Source organism: Moritella sp. PE36, from assembly GCF_000170855.1.
Lineage (GTDB): Bacteria > Pseudomonadota > Gammaproteobacteria > Enterobacterales > Moritellaceae > Moritella.
The window spans coordinates 60,605-84,503 of record NZ_ABCQ01000004.1; the positions used below are offsets into that span (position 1 = coordinate 60,605).

The window sequence follows — 23,899 nt, forward strand, 5'->3', positions numbered from 1 at the left end:
TAAGCACTGTCCTTTGTCCACAGTGCTTAACCACACATTTAAAATAACCAGTTACAGTCCAGCGCTCGTTAAACGCTTAGCATGTGCCACATATAAAGGTAATGGACTGGTGCTACCTAAACCACGTAAGCCAAACATGCCATTAATTTCATCCGCATGGTTCATGGTGTAATCATCACGGATCACTTTACCTAAGTGTGACGAGCAACGACCCACAACACCATCATTAGCTTCATCAATCGTAAGATAAGTAACGGCCAGTAAACCATCGGCAAGATCGAGGACATTAGAGTTGAACAATGGGTTGTATGTGCCGCCCCATGAATAATAAGCCACACCGTTCACGTTATGATCGCCGTCATTTACTGAGTAATCATAAACCCAGTTTGGCCACCACCACGAGCCCGCGTTATAGCTTGGCGTGGCTTTACACTCACCTTGTCTTAACCCTTCAGGATATTTGGCATTGAAAATAGCCGCGTCTTTAGAATTCAAGGCTTCGAGTGATCCCATCGCATTGGCTTGCTGCTCATTATTACCAGTTGCAATAGATAACAAGCTTGCTACAGCATTACCAATGGCCATCGCAGGACCTTCTAATGGCGAATCTTTAATTAAATCCGCAGTGCCAGAACCTCGATGTGGAGAACCAACAGAAGTAACCGAAGCCACGAGGCCAGGTCGAACAGAGGCAACATAGCGTGAATCAATCCCACCTTGCGAATGACCAATTAAATTAAATTTTTCAGCGCCAGTGATCGCACTGAGTTGTTCTAAATAACTGAGTAACTGTTCGCCACGTACTTCGCTGGTATCATAGCCACTCACTTGCGGTGTATATACGTCAGTCGCGCCAACATCGGCTAACGCCCCTTTTACACCGTAAAAATAATCTGCTAACACACTATCAAAACCAGCTAAGCCATGGACTAATACCACCGGATATTTGGTTTTCCCCGAGGTATCAGCATGTACAGGGGTCACGATGAAACACAAGGTTCCAACTAAGACAGAGAGTAAAGTCCGAATTTTCTTTAACATACCTAATCCTTTATTTTTGAGTTATCGCAAAATGCGCACCCGTTAGTGACAACCTGTCCGGTTTAAGCGCAAGAAAAGTTATAACGTAAAAAAACAACAGGTACAACCAGATAATACGGAAAAGATTTATTGATTATCAATAAGCGTAAACAACAGATTATTAGACTGGATATGTTACTGATAGAAGCGTTAATGAAAGGTAAATAGATACCATTAGTGTATAAAAACCAGATTATAAATGGCAACTTCGATAAAGGATATTGCGTTATTATAGTCACGTTGATTTATAAGGTATTGTTTATTAAAAATATTATTGTGGAGCGCTGAATGATATTAAATTAAACCTTATATAAAATACTTTATATTTATCAGACCTGGATCATACTAAAGCATGAGATTTATTTAGAAGCAGATATAAAAAAACCAGTAATTAGATTACTGGTTTAAAATGATAGCCGCTTTAATTTGTGATAACACGCGTTAAGAGGTGGCCTGATTAGTCATAATCATTTAATCGAATATCAATGTTTGTTGATAGCATCCCACATGCTAAGTACCAACTCCTGTTTTCGAGGGGTTAGCTCATTAGCAACAAGTGCATCTCGTAAACTGTGCACGACCTGAAATTTAATGTCGTGGGGATAGATTTTACCTATATTTTCGCACTTCGCCGTAGCGAAAGTAACATGGCTGTGTAAATACTCAGCCGCAAATAATTGATCCGACGTTCCTTGTTCTACAAATCCATCAAGCCTTTCCATTAGCTTGCTTTGATAAGTAGCTTTAGACAATGATTAATCCTCATACTCTGGGTTGGCGACACGATACATGATGTAATCACGATAACCTGTGGTTACACGAATAAAACCTGATAATGCTTGGTCTAATTCAACATCCCCTGTGTCTACGATTAAGGGACGTCCTGCTAATGCCGACAGCTTAGTTTTGGTTGCCAGCACTATAATATTTTCTTTGCCGATTTGTTTAATTAACTGCGGCGACAGTTGTTGATTACCACGACCAAAAATATGACCCTGACCACCAATTAAAGTGATCACTAATTTACAGGGTTTATCTTGCGTTAACGCGATTAACTGCGCTGCCGTTTGGTCCGAAGCAATCAATGCATGCTGATGCACAACATCAACACCTAATAAGGTATTATCCAGTCCCAGTTCAGCCATGGTGAATGCCACCGTTGATCCAGAACCCATAATGTAATATTCATCTTCCATATCTGCTATTACATCGGCAGCTATGTCTGTTAATACTAATTCGTCTGATTCAATACCGCCCATTTTTACGCTTTGTACATAACGTAAATCAGACGGCACCATCATCTCGCCATAGCGTTTGGCTTTCACTTTACCTTGGCGAAATGCAACTTCATCAATATCCATCACATCGGCATCAGCCAAAGTAACCAGTTCGCCTAAAATCAATCGACGTACCACACAACCGGCGGCTTTCGGTGTCACACCATACACGCCCGAATGGATCTTACAGCCTGCTGGTACACCTAATACCGGTACCGTATCATTAATCGTGGCGCAAATATTACGCGCGGTACCATCTCCACCAGCAAACAATAACAAATCAATATCTTGTGCTAATAATGCAGCAACTGCTGCATAGGTATCTTGTTCTGTCGTAATATCACTTTCAGGTCGATAAGCCACTGCAACATCAAAGCCTAGCTCTAAACTGCAACGTTCACCCATTTCACCACCCGCAGTGACAACGGTAAAACGCTGAGCAAGATCAGAAAACTGACCCAATGCTTGTAACATACGGTTGTTAGCTTGCGGAATAGCACCTAAACTAAGCGCCTGCTGGGCAACATTATCACTGCCTTTTAATGCCACAGTGCCACCAACACCAGCAACTGGATTAACTATAATACCCAGTTTAAACGGCTTCACATTCATACATACCTCGATAATCAAAATCTGCTAATGCCAACGGTTTGGTGTTGTAATACGCTTGTAATGCATTGACGAAGGCTTGTGTGCGTATTGATAAGCCATTTTCTAAATAATGTTGTACTTGCTTGTGGATCTTGTGTTGAAAAGCCAATCGGTCAATAACAATATCAGCCAAGTTATCCGCACTGACGCGGAACGAAGCTCCAGCGGCAACACAAATAATCCATTCAATCGCTTGCGGTACTATTTCTACTTTTTCAAATTCAGCTTGCTGCTGCGCATTACGGCCATCAGCTATATACCAGTAACCAAAATCGACCAATTGATGACGGGCTAATCCCGCGACTAACCAATGTGATATCTCATGCATGCCACTGGCAAAGAAACCATGAGCAAAAATAATACGGTGATGAGCACAACTTACATATTGTTCAAAATCAGTATTAGCCGGCATGTAAATCGGTTCATCATCGCCTTTAACTAACTGCGTATTAAATTCGCTTGAAAACGTTTGGTTAAAAATAGCAATCAAGTCTTGGTATTGATGTGTTTGTTCTGGTGAAAAGTCTTTTAAATCGTCCTGCATAACTGCGCCTAGCTAATCTTGTAATCACTGAGCACTATTTAATGAGCAGGATTATACCCCTATGGTAGTGGTATGTCCGCTAATATATCGTACTCAAATCGGTAATTTTCGCTAGTAGAATACTCCTTTACGCGATATTAATCTAATACTGTTAACGAACTTAATGCCACAATACCGACACGCCCAGCACTACCCCAACTGGCTTCAGCGGTGAGTAATAACTGGTTATCACCTTGCCAGAGAATACTTTCCCATTGTCCGTAGGGCGCAAGGTTAAATCGCGTTGCCACATCCCAGTTCAGTATTTTGTTATTAATAGGAATAATCCAAATAAACGGATGTTTGTAAACCAAGCTACTATCATAGCCAAGCAATACCAATTGCTTCGTTTCAGCATTATAATCTGCCGCCGTGATCAAGCCATCCACATTCAATGTTTGCGAGGGAATGACTTGAATAACGCTGTCATTCGCTGTGCTATTGCTAATATCGACTAAGTCCATCCGATATAGGCGACTTTGTAAATCAGTCCAGTTTTTACTTAATACCCATAATTGCTGCTCAACCACTGTTGCCGCCTCACAATCATAATCATGCATATAGCTGGTTAATTCTTCTTCAGGCTTATCTGCCATTGTAAAACGCACGGTACTCACGGCTGAAATAGTCTCGCCATCATTAGCTTGCATCAACGTGTCAGTATCAATATTAATAATGGTGCGGCTGTCACGCGTACCATGATTATTGCCGCAATCCATGATGAAAAGATTACCAGCAGCTTGCGCTAACTCTTCCCAGTCATAACTAATCACATCATTAACATGAACTTGTTTAACCACTTCACCCGTTTTTTCATTTATTTGGTATAAATTGGATCCATCACCGCTATCGTTCACTGTCCATGTTTGACCACCGAACTGAGCTAGCGCAGAACTTTCCTTTACCCGATCTTGCAGTGATGTTTGGATCTGAATATCAAGTACAGGATAGTTTTGCAATGGTCTTGACCAATAAAAGTGACTAATAACAGCAACAACGCCTATCATCAATAATCCCCACATCACTTTTTTAAGTATTCCTCTAAATTTTGTCATCATTCCCTATACACTCTCTGCAACTATCTACAATTGTATCAATAAAAAACTAACGTATAAATAACACTCTAACTATATATTGCGCCTTGTTCTGCTATCCCTGCTCGTCTCTGATATAGCATCTTGAAGTAACTTGGGTATATATTATTGATAATAGTAGTTAATGTTATTAATTTAACCTTTTTCTAATACTAAAAAACAATACAATTCATTTATTGCCTTTAAATCTAAATATTTTAAGCGTACACTTGTACGCTTAACTGGTAGGATAACTTAACAGAGGATCATGTATGCCACACCGTGCGACACCGATAATAACTGCAGCTAACACAATCGCAGCGCCTTACAGTGTAAAAGAGGAAGCCGCGAATACTTGGTCTCATGTCATCGGTACCTTACTGAGTATTGCAGCACTTATCGCACTATTAGTGCCATCGATACAGCAAGCAGATCCTTGGCGTATCACCAGTTTTAGCATTTATGGCATCTCGATGTTTTTATTGTTTTTTGCATCAAGTGCGTATCACTATGCATCGAACCCAGCAACTAAAGCGAAATTAAAGACCCTCGATCATTGTGCTATTTTCTTACTCATTGCAGGTACTTACACGCCATTATTACTCATTGAAATGCGTGGCGTACTCGGCTGGAGTATCTTTGCTGTGGTCTGGTCTATGGCGCTATTTGGTATTATCGCTAAAGTGTATTGGGCTGAACGTTTTAAAAAAGTATCGCTGTTTTTCTATCTTATTATGGGTTGGTTAATTGTCTTTGCTGGCGATGAGTTATTAGGTAAATTGGCCACCGGCGCACTGTATTGGTTAATTGCTGGCGGACTTGCTTATTCAATTGGCGCGATCTTCTATGCCAACAAACGTATTCCGTATAACCACGCTATTTGGCACATCTTCGTATTACTCGGCAGCGCTTGCCACTTTGTGACAATTTACTTTTATGTACTGCCTGCCAATCATTAAAATTAATCGTACTAAGTACTAGTCAGCCTAGAACTTAGCACTAATCCATGATTAACTAACGAGGGTAATAGCAATATCACAACTTGCCATTACTCGCTTAATCTCTGGTATACACGAACCACAGCCCGTCCCCGCTTTACTGCACCCACCTACCGCTGTCACGGTATCGGCACCCGCTTCGACGGCTTGAATAATGTCGTACTCTGTGACTTGATGACACGCACAGATCATACGGCTTGGCGGTGTTTCCGCTTCCCCTTTTAGCGTTGCACGTAAACCTACCTCCGGTGTTAGCATGGTTAAGCTAGCTAACCAAGAATCATCATCAACATCATTAGCAGGCGTGACCATTAAGCTGATATCCAAACTATCTTTGCTATCACCTTGGAAGCTCATGGCAAAACGGTACTTCTGCTCCGCCGCATTTTCATAATCAACTTGCTTGGTCATATAACTATTATGCAAGGCTAATTTTAATTGCTGAAAGAACGTCGCTGGCTCAGCAACACTGGCAAGGTAATAGAAAAAACCTTGCTCTAAGCGACGCTCAACCCAGTAATCCACCATAGGTAATATCTTAGCGACTTGCAGACGACGCTGACTCCATAACGCGGCACGAGATGAATGAGACCAAACACTGACCTTCACCGGGGTGTATTTATTTTCTGGTTGCCCAGATAACGGATCGGTATGCCCTGCCACTAAGCTCGAAATGGACCCGGCACTGGCATTTTGACGACTCCAATGAATAGGTAAAAATAATTCACCCTGATTTTGACTCACAGTGGCATGTGCACGTACCAATAATTTACCTTGTAAGCTTTCCACCGCGACTAAACTGCCATCAACGATGCCTCGTTCACTTAGATCTTGTGGGTTAATCGACAATAACGGCTCGGGCATATGGCCATTAAGCTTGGTTGCTAAGCCAGTACGACTCATGCTGTGCCATTGGTCACGGTTACGCCCGGTATTTAAGATCATCGGATAATCTTGGCAGACTTCGCTGGCCGCGGATTTGTGGTAAAGCGGAATGAAGTTAGCTTTACCTGACGGTGTTGAAAACTGACCGTCAGTGAATAATCGCGCTTGTGACTTGTCGCCGTGGATCGGCCACTGCATCGGTTGATGTTGTTGGTAATCTTGCTCAGCCAATACCGCGATATCGAGACCACGGGGTAAACTATCTTGTTTAAATCCGGTCATCCGCGCATATTCAGCAAATACATCGGCTTCGTTATCAAAACTAAATGCTTTACCAAAGCCCATGCGTTTAGCCACTTCGGCTAACAACCACCAATCCGCTTTCGCCTCCCCCACACTCGGTAAGAAACCACGTTGACGTGATATACAGCGCTCAGAGTTAGTCACTGTTCCGGTCTTTTCACCCCAACCTTGCGCGGGTAACAATACATCAGCGCAGGCGATGGTATCTGATTTGGCAATACAATCAGAGACAACCACCAGCGGACAATTTAATAACGCCTGCTGAATTTTGTCCGAATCAGGCAAGCTCACCACAGGGTTAGTGCCCATGATCCAAATGGCTTTGATCTTGCCTTGATGCACTTGATCAAACATGTCGATAGCTTTGGCACCGTTATGCGTGGCTAATTTATCGGTCTGCCAAAACTCACTGACCAGCGCATGACTCTCTGGGGTAAAGTCCATGTGCGCGGCGAGCATAGTCGCAAGGCCACCGACTTCACGGCCACCCATCGCATTCGGCTGACCGGTCACGGAAAAAGGACTGGCGCCAGGTTTACCGACACGCCCTGTCGCTAAGTGACAGTTAATAATGGCATTTACTTTGTTGGTACCACTGCTCGACTGATTAACGCCTTGGCTAAATAGCGTTAAGGTTTTGTCTATATCGGTAAATCGACGGAAAAAGGCCAGCATAGTATCAAGTTCGAGATTGCAAAATTCAGCCAGTTCAACCCAGCTTGGCGTCGATTGATAAGCAGATTTCAGCGCCTCTTCAAACCCTTCGGTATGCGCGGCGATATAAGCCAGATCACAGGCATTTTCCTGATCAAGAAATTCCAACAAACCATTATACAGCGCCACATCCGTACCTGGTCGAATGGCTAAATGTAAGTCAGTAATATCACAAGTGTCAGTTCGACGTGGATCAATCACGGTTATTTTTAAATTGGGATTAGCCATTTTCGCCTGTTTAATACGGCGGAATAAAATAGGATGACACCAAGCCAAATTCGAACCGACTAAACAAATATGTTCAGCTTCTTCGATGTCGGCATAACAAGCAGGGACTGCATCTTCACCAAAGGCACGTTTATGCGCAACAACAGCAGAAGACATACACAGGCGTGAATTAGAATCGATATTGCTGCTGCCAATAAAGCCTTTCATCAATTTGTTGGCAATATAGTAGTCTTCGGTGAGTAACTGACCAGATACATAGAATGCCACCGCGTCAGGGCCATGCTCGGCGATCACCTTGTTAAATGAAGAGGCGACATAGCTTAATGTGGTTTCCATGCTCTGCACTTGACCGCGAATATAACACTCGGTAAGACGTCCTTCAGGGACGAGGGTATCGGCTAGCGTTAATCCTTTAGAGCAAAGATTACCTAAATTGGTTGGATGTGATTCATCACCACGAATAGTCACTGAATTGTCTTGATTTACTTGCGCTTCGACACCGCAACCGGTACCGCAATAAGGACATGTTGTTTTAACCCACTTGGGTTGTTGTTTTAGCTTGTGCATATGTTCATCCTTGTTTACGCATATTCAATACTATAGTTAAAGCAAAAACTCAGCCAAGTCTACAACTTGCAGGGAAGTAAGCAGAGATCATGGGAAAGTGCATGGAAAGTACCTGAAATCAGGGTAGCAGGTAGGTCTGAGTAAGATACTAGATGGGCTTGAAAGCGAGATAGTAGTGCTTACAATAAATTAACGCACCAGATTGGTGCGCTATTAATAACAATAAACTAGGTTAACGAACTTGTATAATTGCAGCCTTACAGTTTATTTACTTATCGCCAAATACGCCCCTGCTGCGATCATAATGCTACCAGCACCTCTGTTTAATCGCTGATGTGCCACAGGTGTTTTTAGCATACTCGCCATTCGGCTGGCGCCAAAAGCAATCAACATTAGCCCACACATCAAGGCTATCGATGACAGCACTGACACTAACGCAATATCTTGCGCGGTTAGCACGGTCAAATCGATAAAGGTCGGTAAAAATGAAATGTAAAACAGGATCACTTTCGGGTTGGAGGCTGAAATTAAAAAACCTTGGGTAAAACTCGCTAACATTGCATCTTCTTTCTGTGCTTCTGTTTCGGCTTGAATATCACTTTTAATCTGAGGTAATGCTTTTAACATCTTATAACCAAGATAAATCAGATAACTGGCACCCAGATAGCGAATAGCGGTGAATACTTCTGACCAGTTATCAGCAATGGTCGCAAGACCCAAACAGGCCAATATCAGGTAAATAACATCACTGCCAATCATCCCCATTGCGAGCATGACACATTTTTTTGGTCCATCAACCATGGCACGCGCCAAGATCGCAAATACACCTGGTCCAGGGGTGATACCAAAAATAAATATCGCGATAAAAAATGTAATTGCGGATTCAAGTGACATCTATAATATTCCCTAAAAAATAACTAAGCCTAATAAAATTGACTGTACCACAGCCATTGGCCTAGTCTCAAAAAATTAACGATTAATTATATAGGGACAAACATCGAACCTATTTGATTGGCTACGCCACCCACTTTAACGCTGGCTATTTTAGCGTCCTGAAAACCAACAGATACAGTGATCACGGATGCACAATTCATCGCCCTACCTTGTTCAAAAATATACTTATTGTCTAAAGGTAAATGTTCAGCCAAATAACAGGCTAATGCGCCACTGGCACTGCCGGTAGCCGATTCTTCGGGAATCCCGAACAATGGGGCAAAATTACGGCAACTGGCTGTAAATAGACTACCAGGCGCACAACGTTCAAAAACATGAAAACCAACAATATCGTGTTTCTTACAAAAATCAGTAATGGCTAAATCATTGGGGTTAATTAAATCTAACTGCCCAATAGGGACCGGAATGATGAGATCTGCAAGTCCTGTTGATACCACTTCAATGGGTAAGTTAGTACTTGCCAAGATTGCGCTATCAATACCAAGAACGGGGGCTATTTCTTGATAAGAAAAACCACCTAACGTCTCAGGTAGCTGTAGATCCATGGTTACCTGACCGTCACTATCAATGACGACGGGTAAGATCCCAGCTTTGGTGCGTTGTACATAATCACCCGCAGTAAGCAGGTTCATTTGATACATAATAGAAAATGTCGCTAATGTTGCGTGACCACAAAAATCGACTTCATTGGTGGTAGTAAAGAAAGACACTTCAAAATCGACTTCATCATCATTCGATACAAACGCAGTTTCAGAATAACCAACCGCCTGCGCAATCTTGAGTTTTTGCGTATCTGACAATTTATCGGCATTGAGTACCACACCAGCGGGGTTGCCACCTTTACCATTGGCGGTAAATGAATTAACCAGTAAAACCTCTATATCCATCAGAACTTCCTTTTCCCGTATTAACTCACATTGTTTAATCAATTATGTGCTTACTCAAATATTTCATAGTGCCTTTTAACATTAGCGGAAGCCCTACCCCACGCTGAATTTTTAACTCTCATTTGGTGCTGTTCAAACGCAGTCCGGTCGATGAACTCTTCATACACATCGAAACGGTTAAGATTGAATTCAGATTGCGTGACGTTAAACATCAAGCATCCAGGTTCATTACGCGTTAGCTCTTTATGACTAATGAGGGCTTTCTTCACCGCAGGTAAATCCGCTGTTGGGACGATGATAAATCCTTTCAGAATGACTTTTTTCATCCATATCTCCGTATGTATTCAAAATAACCCATATCCTAAAATATAACGTAACACACATGGTTTAAATTATAATACCTGAGATTTGCGATCTGACCAGAACAAAAAACGGCCTCAAACATACATTGAGGCCGTTGGTGTTTATTACTTAAGTTTTAACACTTAACTTAAACTCAGTTTTTACTTGTATAAATGGCGTTCTGAATTCAGACCTTTAATTAGGCTGACACACATGATTAGCAATACAAACGTAAAGGGTAGTGCCGTTGTTACAACACCTGCTTGCAGAGCTTGCAGTACTTCCGTACCACCAACCCATAACATAACACCCGCAATCGTACCTTCTACAGTCGCCCAGAAAATACGTTGTGGCACTGGAGCATCAATCTTACCACCCGATGTAATGCTGTCGATCACAAGTGAACCAGAGTCAGATGAGGTAATAAAGAAGATTAATACTAATATAATCGACAATACTGACAGCACTTTCCCATACGGCATTGCATCGTATACATGGAATAAAGACAATGAGATATCAGTTAACCCATTCGCACCGAGTTCACCGACTTTATTAGCCACTTGATCGATAGCAATACCACCGAACGTCGCCATCCATACTAGCGTCACTAACGTTGGAATAAAGATCACGGCACACAAAAACTCACGTACTGTACGACCTTTAGAAATACGCGCAATGAACATACCTACGAATGGTGACCATGAGATCCACCAAGCCCAGTAGAACACAGTCCAACCGTGCATCCACGCCGTATCATCACGACCATGCGGGTTACTTAAACCAACAAAGTTTTGTGCGTAAGCAACGAAGGTTTCAGGAATTGATACCATCACCACATCAAAACCAAGAATAATAACAATAATCAGTAGCGCGAATGCAAACAGCATATTGATATTACTCAATACTTTAACGCCGCCATTAATACCACGCATAACCGAGAAGATTGCAATCAGGGTTACAAAGGCAATCACAAGCAATTGCAGGCCAATGCCACCGTCATAACCAAACACGTGGTTAATACCACTTGCCGCTTGTTGTGCGCCCAGACCCAAGGATGTCGCTAGACCGAATAACGTCGCAAGTACAGCCAAGATATCAACAATGTGACCAGCCCAGCCCCAAGCTCGATCACCAATAATAGGGTAGAAAACCGAACGGATAGATAGCGGCAGGCCTTTGTTATACGCAAAGAAAGCCAGAGAAAGCGCGACGATGCCGTAGATTGCCCAACCGTGAATACCCCAGTTATAAATCGTTGCAGCCAGTGCTAATGATTTTGCTTCAGCTGTTAACGGCTCAACATTAAATGGCGTTCCCCACCAGTTAGTGAAGTAAGCCGTAGGTTCTGCAACACCCCAGAATAGCAGACCAATCCCCATACCAGCGGCAAATAACATCGCCATCCAAGACATGGTTGAATGCTCCGCTTTTGCTTCTTTACCGCCAATACGGATCTTACCTAGCGGAGATACGATCAATACCATAGTGAAAAAGACAAAGAAGTTAGTAGACCACATGAAGAACACATCAAAGTCTGCCATGATGCTATTTCTAACACTGTTTAATGTTTCTTTTGCGGTAGCTGGGTCAACGAGGAGGAGTGCAGAAAGGAAGAGGATTATGAGGCCGGCGCTAATGCCGAATACGGGATTATGTATATCGAAACCCCATTTTTGAACGTTGTCCTGACCAACTTGGTAGTCAGTGGTTTCAATACTATATTTATTTAACGAACTATTTTTTTGTAACGAACTATTATTTTTTAACGAGCTATCCATAAATTATGCTTGAGCATATATCCTGCAATACTTTTTAATCGAAAAGTAAAAACGAAAGGTTCACCAGTTACAACCATGGTGATACCAGTAATAAAACGCCTAGCAGGGTAGCAAAAAAGCCATTAAAACTCAAATAAACTCTATTTATAGGGCTTTCAACAAGATAACTGAGTGAAATGCATATAAATCTATATATACATTTATATGCATGTATAACAAGCTAATAACTCATGTTACGACGAGGTCAGTAAAATAAAACATGAATAGATGGTTTATCCGTTTTCATTTTTAAATTTTATTGGTGATTGACGTGCTTTATTGACTTCTAATGTAAAGACATCAGGCCTTGCATAGTGTCCAGCTACATCGAGCGCTCGTTTTGATGTTGAGGCCAATTCAACATCAATATCTACAATCATATGGCCTTTCTCTTTAGATAAAGGACCCGATACTATTTCACCATTAGGAGAGATCACGGCTGAGCCTCCAGGATTAATCCATTCATTCGCAACAGGATAGAGCTGTTCAATATCAGGAAAATCATCCGGTAAATCTTGTCTTTCTAACGCAACCCCACAGCATAACACCCAGCATTTACCTTCTCTGGCAATATGTTGCATCGTGCCTAACCAAGCATCACCACTGTCGTAAGTGGGGGCAATATAGATCTCGATGCCTTGGGCATATAAGGCATACCTTGCCAGCGGCATGTAACTTTCCCAACAAATAAGACTACCTATTCGACCCACAGGTGTATCGATCACATTTAAACCATGGCCATCGCCAAATCCCCAGACCATGCGTTCAGGGTTAGTCGGCATCAATTTACGGTGGTGATTGACAACATTGCCTTGGGTATCAATGGTGATCACCGCGTTATATAGGGTTGTTCTACTATTTTCACTGTCCCGTTCATTGATACCACAAACGACAGTGACCTTATTGGATTTCGCTGCCGCCATAATAGGCTTAAGATCATCAGAACAAAGATCGATGGCGTTCTTAAGTAAACGCGTATGTAACTCTTCACTGACGCCCCAATCCCCACCCGGTCTAAGTCGCCATATCCATGCCGGATAACCGGGAATAAAAGCCTCAGGAAAGACAATGAGTTCAGCACCTTGTGCGGCGACAGTATTAATAATATTCGCTGCTTGTTCTACCGTTCTCGCTTTATCAAGCACATAAGGCGCTTCTTGAATAATTGCAATCTTAGCCATACTTAACTCCCGTTTGGTAAGTGATAAAACTTACATAAAGCTAAGTTATGAGTCTAGTCGAGAACGTTTTGAAACGACAACTCACAATGCCCGACAACTTAATTCTGCTTATTCTCAGTATCTTTAAGCTGAACTGGCTCTGCTTTGTCTTGTTCTTTTTTATCGTTACAACCCATCATTTTCATCATCATAAGCATCATAGCACCACAGAAAAGCAATTGAATCGCGATGCCACTGATAGCCGCTAGTGTAAAATTACCAAGTAAAAGGAAGTACGCAAGTGGCAAACCTAAACACAGTGCACAGATAATTTTACATAGCTTTTTAGTATTGATGTTCATGGTTGTATTTACCTTAGTATTGAAAAAAGAATTAACATGACTAAGTTCCTAGCCATGTATTTGGTCACTGAGAACAAGCTTAAGGTTTACCTTTACTGGAAGGTAAAGATATTTTTAAAAAGTTAAAAAAAAGGCCTCAAACATATATTTGAGGCCTTTGGCATTTATGCCATTAATTTTTAAGACTTAACTCTTAAAGTCTTTATTTTTAAACCAAGTCATTATTTGTATAAATGATACTCTGAATTTAAACCTTTCATTAAGCTCACGCACATAACGAGCATTAACAAGGCGAATGGTAGTCCGGTAGTTACAACGCCGGCTTGCAAGGCTTGCAGCGCATCAGTACCACCAATCCAAAGCATCGTCGCCGCAATAGAACCTTGTACGATAGCCCAGAAAATACGTTGTGGAATGGGTGCATCGACCTTACCGCCAGACGTAATACTGTCAACCACCAGCGAAGCAGAATCTGATGAGGTAATAAAGAAGATTAACACCAATACAATCGATAATACTGACAGCGCATCACCATACGGCATTGCATCGTATACATGGAATAATGATAGCGAAATATCAGTCAAACCATTGGCTCCCAGTTCACCGACTTTATTCATCACTTGATCGATAGCAATACCACCGAACGTCGCCATCCATATCAGTGTCACTAACGTTGGCACAAAGATCACAGCACACAAGAACTCACGTACTGTACGACCTTTAGAAATACGCGCAATAAACATACCTACGAATGGTCCTAATGAAATCCACCATGCAAAATAGAATACAGTCCAACCCTGCATCCACGCCAGATCATCACGATCATGTGGGTTACTTAAAGTAACAAAGTTTTCTGCGTAAGCCATGAAGGTTTCTGGAATTGTTACTATGATGACATCAAAGCTAATTATCAGTACAAAGATTAACAACCCAAATGCAAGCACCATATTGATATTACTCAATATTTTAACGCCGCCATTAATACCACGGATCACAGAGACTATTGCCACTAGGGTAACAAGCACAATAACAACCAGTTGCAAGCCAAGGCCGCCTTCAGTACCAAATACATGATTGATACCACTCGCCGCTTGTTGTGCACCTAGGCCAAGTGAAGTGGCGAGAGAAAATAATGTCGCCAGTACTGCCATGATATCAACAATGTGGCCAGCCCAGCCCCACGTTCGATCACCAATGATCGGATAAAATACCGAACGAATGGATAGTGGCAGACCTTTGTTATAAGAAAAGAAAGCCAGAGCAAGACCGATAACGCCGTAAACCGCCCAACCGTGAATACCCCAGTTATAAACCGTTGCCGCTAGCGCTAATGATTTAGCTTCTGCCGTGAATGGTTCAACATTTAATGGCGTACCCCACCAGTTAGTAAAATAAGCAGTTGGTTCAGCAACACCCCAAAACAACAGGCCAATACCCATACCGGCAGCAAACAACATAGTCAACCAAGATAGGGTTGAGTGATCTGCTTTCGCTTCTTTACCACCAATACGGATTTTACCAAACGGCGATACAATCAACGCCATCGTAAAAATAACAAAAAAGTTGGTTGACCACATAAAGACCACATCAAATTCTGCCATGATGTTGTTTCTAACACTGGTAAGTGCTTCTTTTGCTGTGGAAGGGTCTGTGTAGAGAAGAGCTGAAATGAGTAGGAAGATTAAACCGGCGCTAATACCGAATACGGTGTTATGTATATCAAAGCCCCATTTTTGAACATTGTCTTGACCAACTTGGTAGTCCGTGGTTTCAATACTATATCTATTTATCTGACCATTTTTGTTTAACTGACTGTTTTTGTTTAACTGATTATCTATTTTAAACGCACTATCCATAAATTATGCTTAAGCATGTACTCTGCTATACTTTTGATCGAAAAGTAAAAACGAATGGTTCATCGAATAAAACATCAATGACACCAAGAAATAAAACGCCCCGCAGGGTAGCAATAACAAGATTAAAATTCAAACCAATATATTTACTCAGGATAAAGCCAATGAAGATAATCAGCACATAACTATTTGTGCTGATTATCCGATGAGTAAAAGTGAGAGAGAATCACCCATTCCCTAGCCCAGTTTGGACAGCTATAGGGCTAGCTCAAAATAGGTTGGTAGCATTAGAAGTTACAAATTATCCATACGCCTATTCGCATCCGCTAACAATAATTCATAGAGTTCAGAGGCTGCTGGTCCAACTTTACCTATCTTTGGCAGGACGAGGTGCATAGGCACTTGATAGCGTAACCCTCCTTGCAATGGTAATTGTACTATTTCAGCTAAATTAAATTTTTCCAGCATATGCTCTGGCATTCGACAAAATCCCAGGCCTGCGCATACGGCTTTCCAAGCATGATCAAAATTGTCCACAGTAAGGCGTTGTTGAGATTTAAGCCAGCCTACATTCTGTTTGTCGATAACGTCATGCTCTCCCAAGTCACGTACCACAATCTGAGTGACGGTTAACAGATCCTCCACACCTATACTGATTTTTTGAGCTAATGGGTGATGTCGGGATACGACAGGGATCATAGTCACAATACCAAACGCTTCAGCTAAGTGATTAGCAATTGGAAAATTGATTATAGCGATATCAGATTTCTGTTCAGTTACGGCGTCCAGTGTACTGGATAATGATGTTTCTCTGATTTGTACTGAAGTCCCTTTATTTTTGTCCATAAACTCTGATAGCGGGCGATACAACCAATCGCGATCACATAAGTGGTCAATGGTGATGGTGATCTCCGATTCAATTCCCTTCGAGAGTTGAGAGCCTATAACTTCAAGTTCCAGTGCTTGGTCTAACATAGGAGCAGCCCGACGGATCAGCGCCTTTCCATCATCCGTTAAAACGGCCCGACGACCTTTAATGCGGACAAGTGACACTCCTAACTGTTCTTCTAGTTTTTTGATCGCATATATCAATGTGGTATGACTTTTATTTAATTGATTAGCCGCGGCCTGAATACTGCCAGCCTTATCCACTTCAATAAGTGTTAACCATTGATCTAGCGTTGTTCTCGGTCTCATTGTCAGTTTTTTCCACAGTAAAGCGCAATATTTTGAACTTTACCTTACAATTTTTAGAGGTATTATTGTCGCATATCTCAAAACGATACGCCCGTAACACTAATCAATTGGGTTTAATTTAAATTAAAAATAAAAGGTAAATACATTATGAATAAATTATTACAAGTGGATTTCGAATTTCATGGTCCTTTCGGACAGGAACTAAGTAGTGCTTTAACAGGTCTTGCGGAATCAATAAACCAAGAGCCAGGCTTAATCTGGAAGATTTGGACTGAAAACGAAACAACACAACAAGCTGGAGGAATTTACTTGTTTGAGAGTGAAGTAACGGCATTAGCCTATCTTGAAATGCATACCGCTAGATTAAAAGAAATGGGTATACCTGAAGTTTCCGGCAAGATTTTTGATGTCAACGAAGCACTGTCACTGATCAATAAAGGTCCGATTGGATAAAAATAAGCATCTCGAGGTAATTATGAATAATAAAATATTTTTAACAATTCACAGCACAATTTATGCGGTTTTCGCACTCGTTTTGTTTTTTCTTCCCGCACAATTATGGCCGATGTATGGGGTAGAAATTAACGACCAATATGCTTATTTCTTGTCACAACATAACAGTATTTTTCTCGGTGGTATCGCTATTATTACGTATTTATTCCGTGATATAGAAACCAATAGTTTAATGGCTAAAAAATTGTTTATGGGTCTTGGGCTGACTAACATGCTTGGATTTATTATAACCCTATACGCTTGCCTTAATCATATTTTCGTTGGTTTTGGTTGGTCTGATCCTGCATTTTTTGCGGTGCTTTCTGCTCTTAATTTCTGGCAGTTTAAGCACAATAGTTAATAGCGGTAATACCTAATACGGGAGTATGTATATCGAAAAGTAGAAGTGAAATAATCGTTACATATAAAAAGTAATTAGACTCGTTTAAATAATGGTAATGCCCCTGCAGGGAAATAACTAAGATTCGGAAAAAGTGCATTAACCTCATCATCAGACGCACCAAACCAGGCCGCTAAACTGGCATTAATTTGGGTCAGTGACGTGGTAGGTAGCAGTCTGCCACTGCGATAATCATCAACGCCACCACGTAACATATTTGGCCATTGACCGTATAGGCCACCTTGTACGGCGCCACCAACCACCAGCTGATGTGAGCCCCAACCATGATCGGTACCATTGCCATTGCTGGTTAAGGTACGACCAAAATCAGAGGCGGTAAATGTCGTCACTTGTTTGCTTAGAGATAAAGACACTAACGCCTGCTGAAAACTACTTATTGCCCGACTCAATTCAGCCAATAGCAAAGGATGTTTATCGATCTGTCCTGCATGGGTATCAAAGCCGCCTAACTCGACCATAAATACTTGGCGTTGCATACCCAAATGTTCACGTAAGAAGATCGTTTGCGCTACTGCAGCTAATTGCCGAGACAGCTTGCCATCATCAAACATGGCATCGAGCTTGGCCAGTTCTTTACTGTGTGTTTTCCAAAGCTGGGTTAATACTGCAGAGAGGTCTTGCGCTGAGGTTAACTTACCGCGCATTAAGCGTAATAATACATCATCACTTGGCAGCGATTGTAATGCTTGTACGGTTGCAGTTCGGGCTTGCTGTCTTTTATTGCCTTTCTTACCCAGACCGATAATCTTACCCGGTTTTCCGGGTGCCAATACCGCCCCCATGGTTTGCTTACCACGTAACCATTGATTACTGCCATGGAATGAAATACCCGCAGGTAACACAGTACTGGTGTTACCGCTCTTGATACTGGCGAGTTCACTCATATGCCCTGCCCAGCCTGTGGTCACATTGTTATCGCCAATGCCAGAATAAACCGCTTTGCGTTGTTGGTTATGGGCAAATAAAAACGCTGGCTTACGTTTACGGCTTTGCTTAAATTCTTCACGACTGCCTGGCTCAATCAATACCCCCGTGTTCGCAACGACTGCAACTTGTTTATCTCGGCTTAATGCTTGTAACCCTTGCATGCCAGGATGGAGATTAAGCGCATGCTGTTGACCATTAAGGTCACGTAGCATAATAGGCAATAAGGCTTTGCTATAACGCTCATCGCCTTTATTAGCCAAGTAGTGCGGGTGATTAACATAATTAGGCACAGCCAATGCTTGGCGCGTATTCATGTAATTTTGATATTCAGGGTGCGGGGTATCAGGAAACACCATGTTGAAGGCATCATTACCGCCATTGAGCATGATGCAAATCAAACCTTTATAATCGCGTGCTGCATGCTGTTTGTCTGCAATAGTTTGCAGTGCCTGTAAGGGGTGAGATTGCAATAATGCGGTTGATACGCCGAGTACCCCAAATGCCTTAAGAACTTCCCTGCGTAATATCATGGTGAGACTCCTAAGGTTGCACCGCATAATCCGCAGAGCTAACAATTAAGTAAATGGCTTCTTTTAACTGTTTTTTCTGGCCTTTAACATTGAGTAAATGAGACTGTAACTGCGCTTTAAATGCGGGCGTCATTTTTCCTGCCAATAATAATTGATCAAGATAGTCCAACATATCAACACTGTTATCTGCGAGCGCTAATGGCGCGCTAAGATCTAAGTTAAAACTCGCCTTGTTTGACATGGTTTGTTTAAATATTAACGATAATTGTTTGATGATGAGTGGATCAACCATGATCTGAGATTCAGGTGCTACTGTCGTCATTTGTTGATTAGCAGGTACTGCAGCAGATGATCCACTTTCGACTCGATTAGTAACCAGATAATTGAATTTTTCCAGTGATTCATCATTTGCTTTAAAGTTAGGTGTAAAATAGGGTTGATAGAAATTAAATACCGATTCGGCCCGCATTGGCCCCTGACCGAACGTACCGTTTAAGTGACGTAAATGATAGCGTTCTGATTTGGGTGTGGCAGAAAATGCCCGTAAAAAACCAATGTAATTTAACAGTGGTTCTTTTAATTTTAAGGCGGGGGCTGCTGTTGCTCCTTGTGCATCGTCATCAAGTAAAATAGCTTCGACTACCGCGCCTAAATCACCACGTTCACCTTCGCCATTATCATTAAATATGGTCGCGATACGTTTAATATATTCGGGAGAGGGATTTGATGACACCAAGCGTTGGATCAATTGGCGACTAATAAAAGGGCCTACATTGGGGTGGTTGAATAATAAATCTAAGCTCGCTGACAGCTCTTTGTCCGCTTTCATGCCCGCTTTGATAGGCTGACCAAACAACTCTTTTTCATTGTAATCGTGTTGCTGTGGTGACAATTCCATAAAGGTATCATAGCGACCAGTGCGACGATTACCAAAACGCTTGTTTGCAACCAGGTCCCAACCCGTAAATACTCGCGCTAAGTTTTCAACATCCCCCTGTTGATAACTCGGAATTTTATTACCTTGCTTATCTAAAATAACTTGCCCACTAATGTCTAATTGATACAAACCAATACTAAATAGCTGCATCACTTCACGGGCATAGTTTTCATCGGGAAAGGTGTTCTTTTTTAAATTAGCTTTACGATTACCTTGCATCGAGAGGTAAATCCCCATCGCGGGAGACAAAGTAACATCTTGCAGTAAATCGCGATAATTACCAAAACTGTGTTTCACTAATAAATCGTAATACCACGCTAATCCATCGCCATATTTAGCCAGCGGTGGCTCTTGGCTTGATACTACTAATATCTGTGATAATGCAAATGCCACTCGCTGACGTAACTGATCTTTGGCTGTCAGCGCATGCTCAAGCCACACCGACTCCTGCGCTTTTAAACACGCTCGCGGATTGTCTTTTTTATTATTGTCGACCGCCTTGTTTGGCGCATTAACAATATTCGTATTTGAAACACCACAATATTGTGCGGTTAATGGGTAATGCCAACTCGGTGGTAGTTTCATTTGTGTATTAACCCACTGCTGTCGTGTCACTTGTTGAGCACTGAACAATGTTTCAGGCGTTGGCCCAAAACTGCCTTGATATAATAGTTTGGCCGCAGCATTAGTGATTGACGGTGACACATTCATCGCGAGTGGCGTGCTATAACTATTTGCGGTTGTCACTGCCGTACTGTTGCTCGCAACAGCAGGTGTTAAATTAAAGTAAGCCAGCAAAGCACAACTGATACCGTTTACAAATAAAGATTTACTCATCCTAGATCTCATCCTTAAAAACGGTGACTCTTGAATATATGCTGATTTTGTTTTTACTACAGTGATCTATGTCTCACTGATAAGCAGTGCTTGCAGACTTGATTATGCTAACTTTATCCCCCATATATCTTTCATAAACAGAAACTATACCGACACGCAATTTGATGGAGTTAATCAGTGCAGAATTATATCCTTGACCTTACCAGTGAAAACTTTCAAGAGATCTTACTACAAGGTAAATATGAGCAACCAATCGTCATTGATTTCTGGTCTGAACGTGCACCAGAAAACCAAGTAAGTGCCCGCCTATTAAACATTGCGCAAAGCTTAAATGGCCAAGTAATTCTAGCTCGATTAAATTGCGACCGTCATCCAGAATTAGTTCAACAATTTGGCATCAAAAGCCTACCGACCATTGCCATCTTTAAAGACGGTAAGCCTGTTGATAGTTTTGTTGGCGAGCAAGAAGAAGCAGCGATTCGTGAAATCATCAGCCGTCACTTACCAAAACAAGAAGAAGTCTTGTTGCAACAAGCACAAATGCTGTTAATGGACAGTAAATTTACAGAAGCAGTGCCACTAATGGGTCAAGCTTACGAACTGGCACCGGATAATACCGATATAAAAATAGCTTATGCACAAGCATTACTCGGTTCACACCAAGTTGAAGCCACTGAAGCATTACTTGATACATTTGCTGAAGATGAACAACAAAGTAACCAATATCAAACGCTACGTTCACATTTAGAGACAGCTAAAAAATCAGCAGAAACACCGGAGATCATCGCATTAACAGCTGCGCATGAAGCAAACCCAGATGATTTACAAGTCGCTTATGATCTGGCACTGCAACTGCAAATTGCTAACAAATATAACGATGCGATGGTATTATTATTTAAGATTTTAAGCACGGAATATGATTTCTTAGAGGGTGGCGCAAGAAAAGTTTATTTAGAATTATTATCGGTAATGACAGACGCAGCACTCGTGGCTGACTACCGCCGTAAACTCTATAGCTTGATGTATTGATGTATTGATTTATTGATTTATTGATAGTTAAACCATAAACCCTGATGCACCAAGCTCAGGGTTTTATTGTACTTTACAACCTACCTCTGAAGGCTCTGTAACATAAATCGATTCCAGCTCACTTAAGTGCTTCATAAATAGTTCCTGTAGCCTTGGTTGGCGGGGATGATAAGCATGCATTAGCACCATTTTTCGTGCATATTTTTTGTCCGGAATAATGACAGTGGTAATGGTTTCTTTAAACTCCTCTAATCCAGCCCAGATCGGTACCATTGACACACCAACCTCTTCAGAAACAAGTTGAGCAATCGCTTCAAGTGAATCTAGATCGAAGATCGTATTTTTAGTCATCCCTTTTTCAATCATATATAACTCAGACATCTGACCTCCCCAACAAGTAGGGTCATATCGTATATAAGGGTTATTATCCAGTATTTCATTAAGGGAACCCTCGATGCTTTTATGATGAATTAGCGCCAAGGATTCATCTCTCAGCACCCAGTACCTCAACGATTTAGGTATCGCTGAGGTAGGCATGACCATAATAGCAGTATCAATATCACCATTGATTAGGCTCCGGTATAAATCAATCGAATTACCCGGTGTAATATGAAATTTTGCTTCTGGCACAGATGCGCGAATTGACTTAAGTGTCGCCGGAATAAACGCCATTAGCGAGGTAGAATTAGCCCCGATCCTTAACGTGCCACTAAATTCTGACCCCTGAACAACGTCAAGTAGATCTCTAGCCTCTCTAACAAGAGATTTAGCTTTTGGAAGAATGATTAAACAAGCATCGGTTGGCTGAACTGTGTTTCCGGCTCTACTGAATAACTTACATTTAAACTCACGCTCGAGTGATTGAATTCTTTGGCTGACTGCAGCAGCGGTTATCATTTGAACCCTTGCTGCTCCAGCAATAGATCCTTCCTCTGCAACAGCAATCAGGCTATCAATAAATCGGGTGTCCATAACTTTTCCTTACGAAGAAAGAAAGGTAAACATATTATGTCTAACGAACCATTCTAATTAAACTATCTCCAATTACAGCTCAAGTCCAGAGTTGTCACTATTAATCGGAGTAACCTATGAATTTTGATTTATGGCTAGCATTTTTAATTGCCTGCATCGTACTGGCCATATCCCCCGGCGCAGGGGCGGTAAATAGCATGTCTATCACCATGAAACATGGCTTTAAACGTAGTTTAATTTCTAACCTTGGACTGCAAGTTGGTAATATTATTAATATTACCATTGTAGGTGCAGGGCTAGGTGCATTACTTGCCCAGTCTGAAGTCATGTTTTTTACGATCAAGTGGGCCGGTATTATTTATCTGATTTATCTGGGGATCCAGAAATTCAGAGAAAGCACCAGCTACTGTAATGGAATAGAACAACGTCAAGATGAAAGCGCATGGAAAGTGTTTACTCAAGCAATATTTATCAACATAACCAATCCTAAAAGCATTGTTTTTCTAGTTGCCTTATTGCCCCAGTTTATCGAACCATTAGGCTCACACTTACAGCAAATGCATATTCTTGGTATTACTATGGTCGTTGTTGATATGATTGTAATGATGGGTTATTCAATATTAGCGACTAGAGTGGCTCATTTAATACAGAGCAAACGCCATGTTATGATTCAGAATCGAATTTTCGGCTGTATGTTTATTAGTGCAGGAACGTTACTGGCAGCTATAAGTAAAAATTAATGTTAGCTTTTAATCAATCTAAAACCGTCGTCTTAAATATTAATTGGAAGACAGCTTAGTTTTTTCGGCTAAGAGATGCTACA

Annotated in this window: 22 protein-coding genes; 5 read left to right on the forward strand and 17 right to left on the reverse strand. The window is 41.5% G+C overall.

What is annotated here, in order from left to right; translation table 11 throughout:
- Positions 1-51: 51 nt before the first annotated feature.
- The 5 genes from PE36_RS04205 to PE36_RS04225 all read right to left on the reverse strand — a co-directional run bounded on the left by PE36_RS04205 (position 52) and on the right by PE36_RS04225 (position 4,649).
- On the reverse strand, positions 52-1,041 hold the full coding sequence (locus tag PE36_RS04205; protein WP_043993903.1) for a triacylglycerol lipase: 990 nt from the start codon (positions 1,039-1,041) through the stop codon (positions 52-54).
- A gap of 521 nt (positions 1,042-1,562) precedes the next feature.
- Complete coding sequence (locus tag PE36_RS04210) at positions 1,563-1,832, reverse strand: YfcL family protein (protein ID WP_043993905.1); 270 nt, start codon at positions 1,830-1,832, stop codon at positions 1,563-1,565.
- 3 nt (positions 1,833-1,835) lie between these two features.
- Positions 1,836-2,969: an ATP-NAD kinase family protein gene (locus PE36_RS04215; protein WP_006030726.1), complete on the reverse strand. Its 1,134-nt coding sequence runs from the start codon at positions 2,967-2,969 to the stop codon at positions 1,836-1,838.
- Entirely contained in the window at positions 2,950-3,552 is a 603-nt protein-coding gene (locus PE36_RS04220; RefSeq protein ID WP_006030727.1) for an elongation factor P hydroxylase, read from the reverse strand. Before PE36_RS04220 ends, PE36_RS04215 begins: the two co-directional genes overlap by 20 nt.
- Before the next feature lie 137 nt (positions 3,553-3,689).
- Positions 3,690-4,649, reverse strand: a complete 960-nt coding sequence (locus PE36_RS04225) for a hypothetical protein (protein ID WP_232286525.1) — start codon at positions 4,647-4,649, stop codon at positions 3,690-3,692.
- A 287-nt stretch (positions 4,650-4,936) separates the two neighbouring features.
- Here PE36_RS04225 and PE36_RS04230 point away from each other — a divergent pair, with 287 nt between their 5' ends.
- On the forward strand, positions 4,937-5,623 hold the full coding sequence (locus PE36_RS04230; RefSeq protein WP_006030729.1) for a hemolysin III family protein: 687 nt from the start codon (positions 4,937-4,939) through the stop codon (positions 5,621-5,623).
- 51 nt (positions 5,624-5,674) lie between these two features.
- Here the strand turns inward: PE36_RS04230 and PE36_RS04235 are convergent, their stop codons facing one another.
- From PE36_RS04235 to PE36_RS04275, 9 genes are all read right to left on the reverse strand, one after another.
- Entirely contained in the window at positions 5,675-8,359 is a 2,685-nt protein-coding gene (locus tag PE36_RS04235) for a nitrate reductase (protein WP_006030730.1), read from the reverse strand.
- A gap of 264 nt (positions 8,360-8,623) precedes the next feature.
- Positions 8,624-9,253, reverse strand: a complete 630-nt coding sequence (locus PE36_RS04240; RefSeq protein WP_006030731.1) for a LysE family translocator — start codon at positions 9,251-9,253, stop codon at positions 8,624-8,626.
- An 86-nt stretch (positions 9,254-9,339) separates the two neighbouring features.
- The gene (locus PE36_RS04245; protein ID WP_006030732.1) at positions 9,340-10,200 is read right to left on the reverse strand and encodes a PhzF family phenazine biosynthesis protein; all 861 of its coding nucleotides are present in this window, start codon (positions 10,198-10,200) and stop codon (positions 9,340-9,342) included.
- Positions 10,201-10,250: 50 nt separating this feature from the next.
- Complete coding sequence (locus PE36_RS04250) at positions 10,251-10,526, reverse strand: putative quinol monooxygenase (protein WP_006030733.1); 276 nt, start codon at positions 10,524-10,526, stop codon at positions 10,251-10,253.
- 177 nt (positions 10,527-10,703) lie between these two features.
- On the reverse strand, positions 10,704-12,320 hold the full coding sequence (locus tag PE36_RS04255; RefSeq protein ID WP_006030734.1) for a BCCT family transporter: 1,617 nt from the start codon (positions 12,318-12,320) through the stop codon (positions 10,704-10,706).
- A gap of 272 nt (positions 12,321-12,592) precedes the next feature.
- Positions 12,593-13,540 (reverse strand): carbon-nitrogen hydrolase family protein, encoded by a 948-nt coding sequence (locus tag PE36_RS04260; RefSeq protein ID WP_006030735.1) that lies wholly within the window; start codon positions 13,538-13,540, stop codon positions 12,593-12,595.
- Between the two features lie 98 nt (positions 13,541-13,638).
- Positions 13,639-13,881, reverse strand: a complete 243-nt coding sequence (locus PE36_RS04265) for a DUF2933 domain-containing protein (RefSeq protein WP_006030736.1) — start codon at positions 13,879-13,881, stop codon at positions 13,639-13,641.
- Positions 13,882-14,102: 221 nt separating this feature from the next.
- Positions 14,103-15,737 (reverse strand): BCCT family transporter, encoded by a 1,635-nt coding sequence (locus PE36_RS04270; protein WP_006030737.1) that lies wholly within the window; start codon positions 15,735-15,737, stop codon positions 14,103-14,105.
- Between the two features lie 291 nt (positions 15,738-16,028).
- Positions 16,029-16,931 (reverse strand): LysR family transcriptional regulator, encoded by a 903-nt coding sequence (locus PE36_RS04275; RefSeq protein ID WP_006030738.1) that lies wholly within the window; start codon positions 16,929-16,931, stop codon positions 16,029-16,031.
- Positions 16,932-17,078: 147 nt separating this feature from the next.
- Between PE36_RS04275 and PE36_RS04280 the strand changes: the two genes are divergently transcribed.
- Both PE36_RS04280 and PE36_RS04285 read left to right on the forward strand, forming a co-directional pair.
- Positions 17,079-17,384 (forward strand): monooxygenase, encoded by a 306-nt coding sequence (locus tag PE36_RS04280; RefSeq protein WP_006030739.1) that lies wholly within the window; start codon positions 17,079-17,081, stop codon positions 17,382-17,384.
- A 22-nt stretch (positions 17,385-17,406) separates the two neighbouring features.
- On the forward strand, positions 17,407-17,784 hold the full coding sequence (locus PE36_RS04285) for a hypothetical protein (RefSeq protein ID WP_043993945.1): 378 nt from the start codon (positions 17,407-17,409) through the stop codon (positions 17,782-17,784).
- 74 nt (positions 17,785-17,858) lie between these two features.
- Here PE36_RS04285 and PE36_RS04290 read toward each other — a convergent pair whose 3' ends face one another.
- Complete coding sequence (locus tag PE36_RS04290; protein WP_006030741.1) at positions 17,859-19,301, reverse strand: DUF1501 domain-containing protein; 1,443 nt, start codon at positions 19,299-19,301, stop codon at positions 17,859-17,861.
- Between the two features lie 10 nt (positions 19,302-19,311).
- Positions 19,312-21,075 (reverse strand): DUF1800 family protein, encoded by a 1,764-nt coding sequence (locus PE36_RS04295; protein ID WP_006030742.1) that lies wholly within the window; start codon positions 21,073-21,075, stop codon positions 19,312-19,314.
- A gap of 177 nt (positions 21,076-21,252) precedes the next feature.
- Here PE36_RS04295 and PE36_RS04300 point away from each other — a divergent pair, with 177 nt between their 5' ends.
- Positions 21,253-22,104 (forward strand): tetratricopeptide repeat protein, encoded by an 852-nt coding sequence (locus PE36_RS04300; RefSeq protein WP_006030743.1) that lies wholly within the window; start codon positions 21,253-21,255, stop codon positions 22,102-22,104.
- A 63-nt stretch (positions 22,105-22,167) separates the two neighbouring features.
- Here PE36_RS04300 and PE36_RS04305 read toward each other — a convergent pair whose 3' ends face one another.
- The gene (locus PE36_RS04305; RefSeq protein ID WP_006030744.1) at positions 22,168-23,076 is read right to left on the reverse strand and encodes a LysR family transcriptional regulator; all 909 of its coding nucleotides are present in this window, start codon (positions 23,074-23,076) and stop codon (positions 22,168-22,170) included.
- Between the two features lie 116 nt (positions 23,077-23,192).
- On the opposite strand from PE36_RS04305, the gene rhtB reads away from it, so the two are divergent.
- On the forward strand, positions 23,193-23,816 hold the full coding sequence (rhtB, locus tag PE36_RS04310) for a homoserine/homoserine lactone efflux protein (protein ID WP_006030745.1): 624 nt from the start codon (positions 23,193-23,195) through the stop codon (positions 23,814-23,816).
- Positions 23,817-23,899 lie beyond the last annotated feature (83 nt).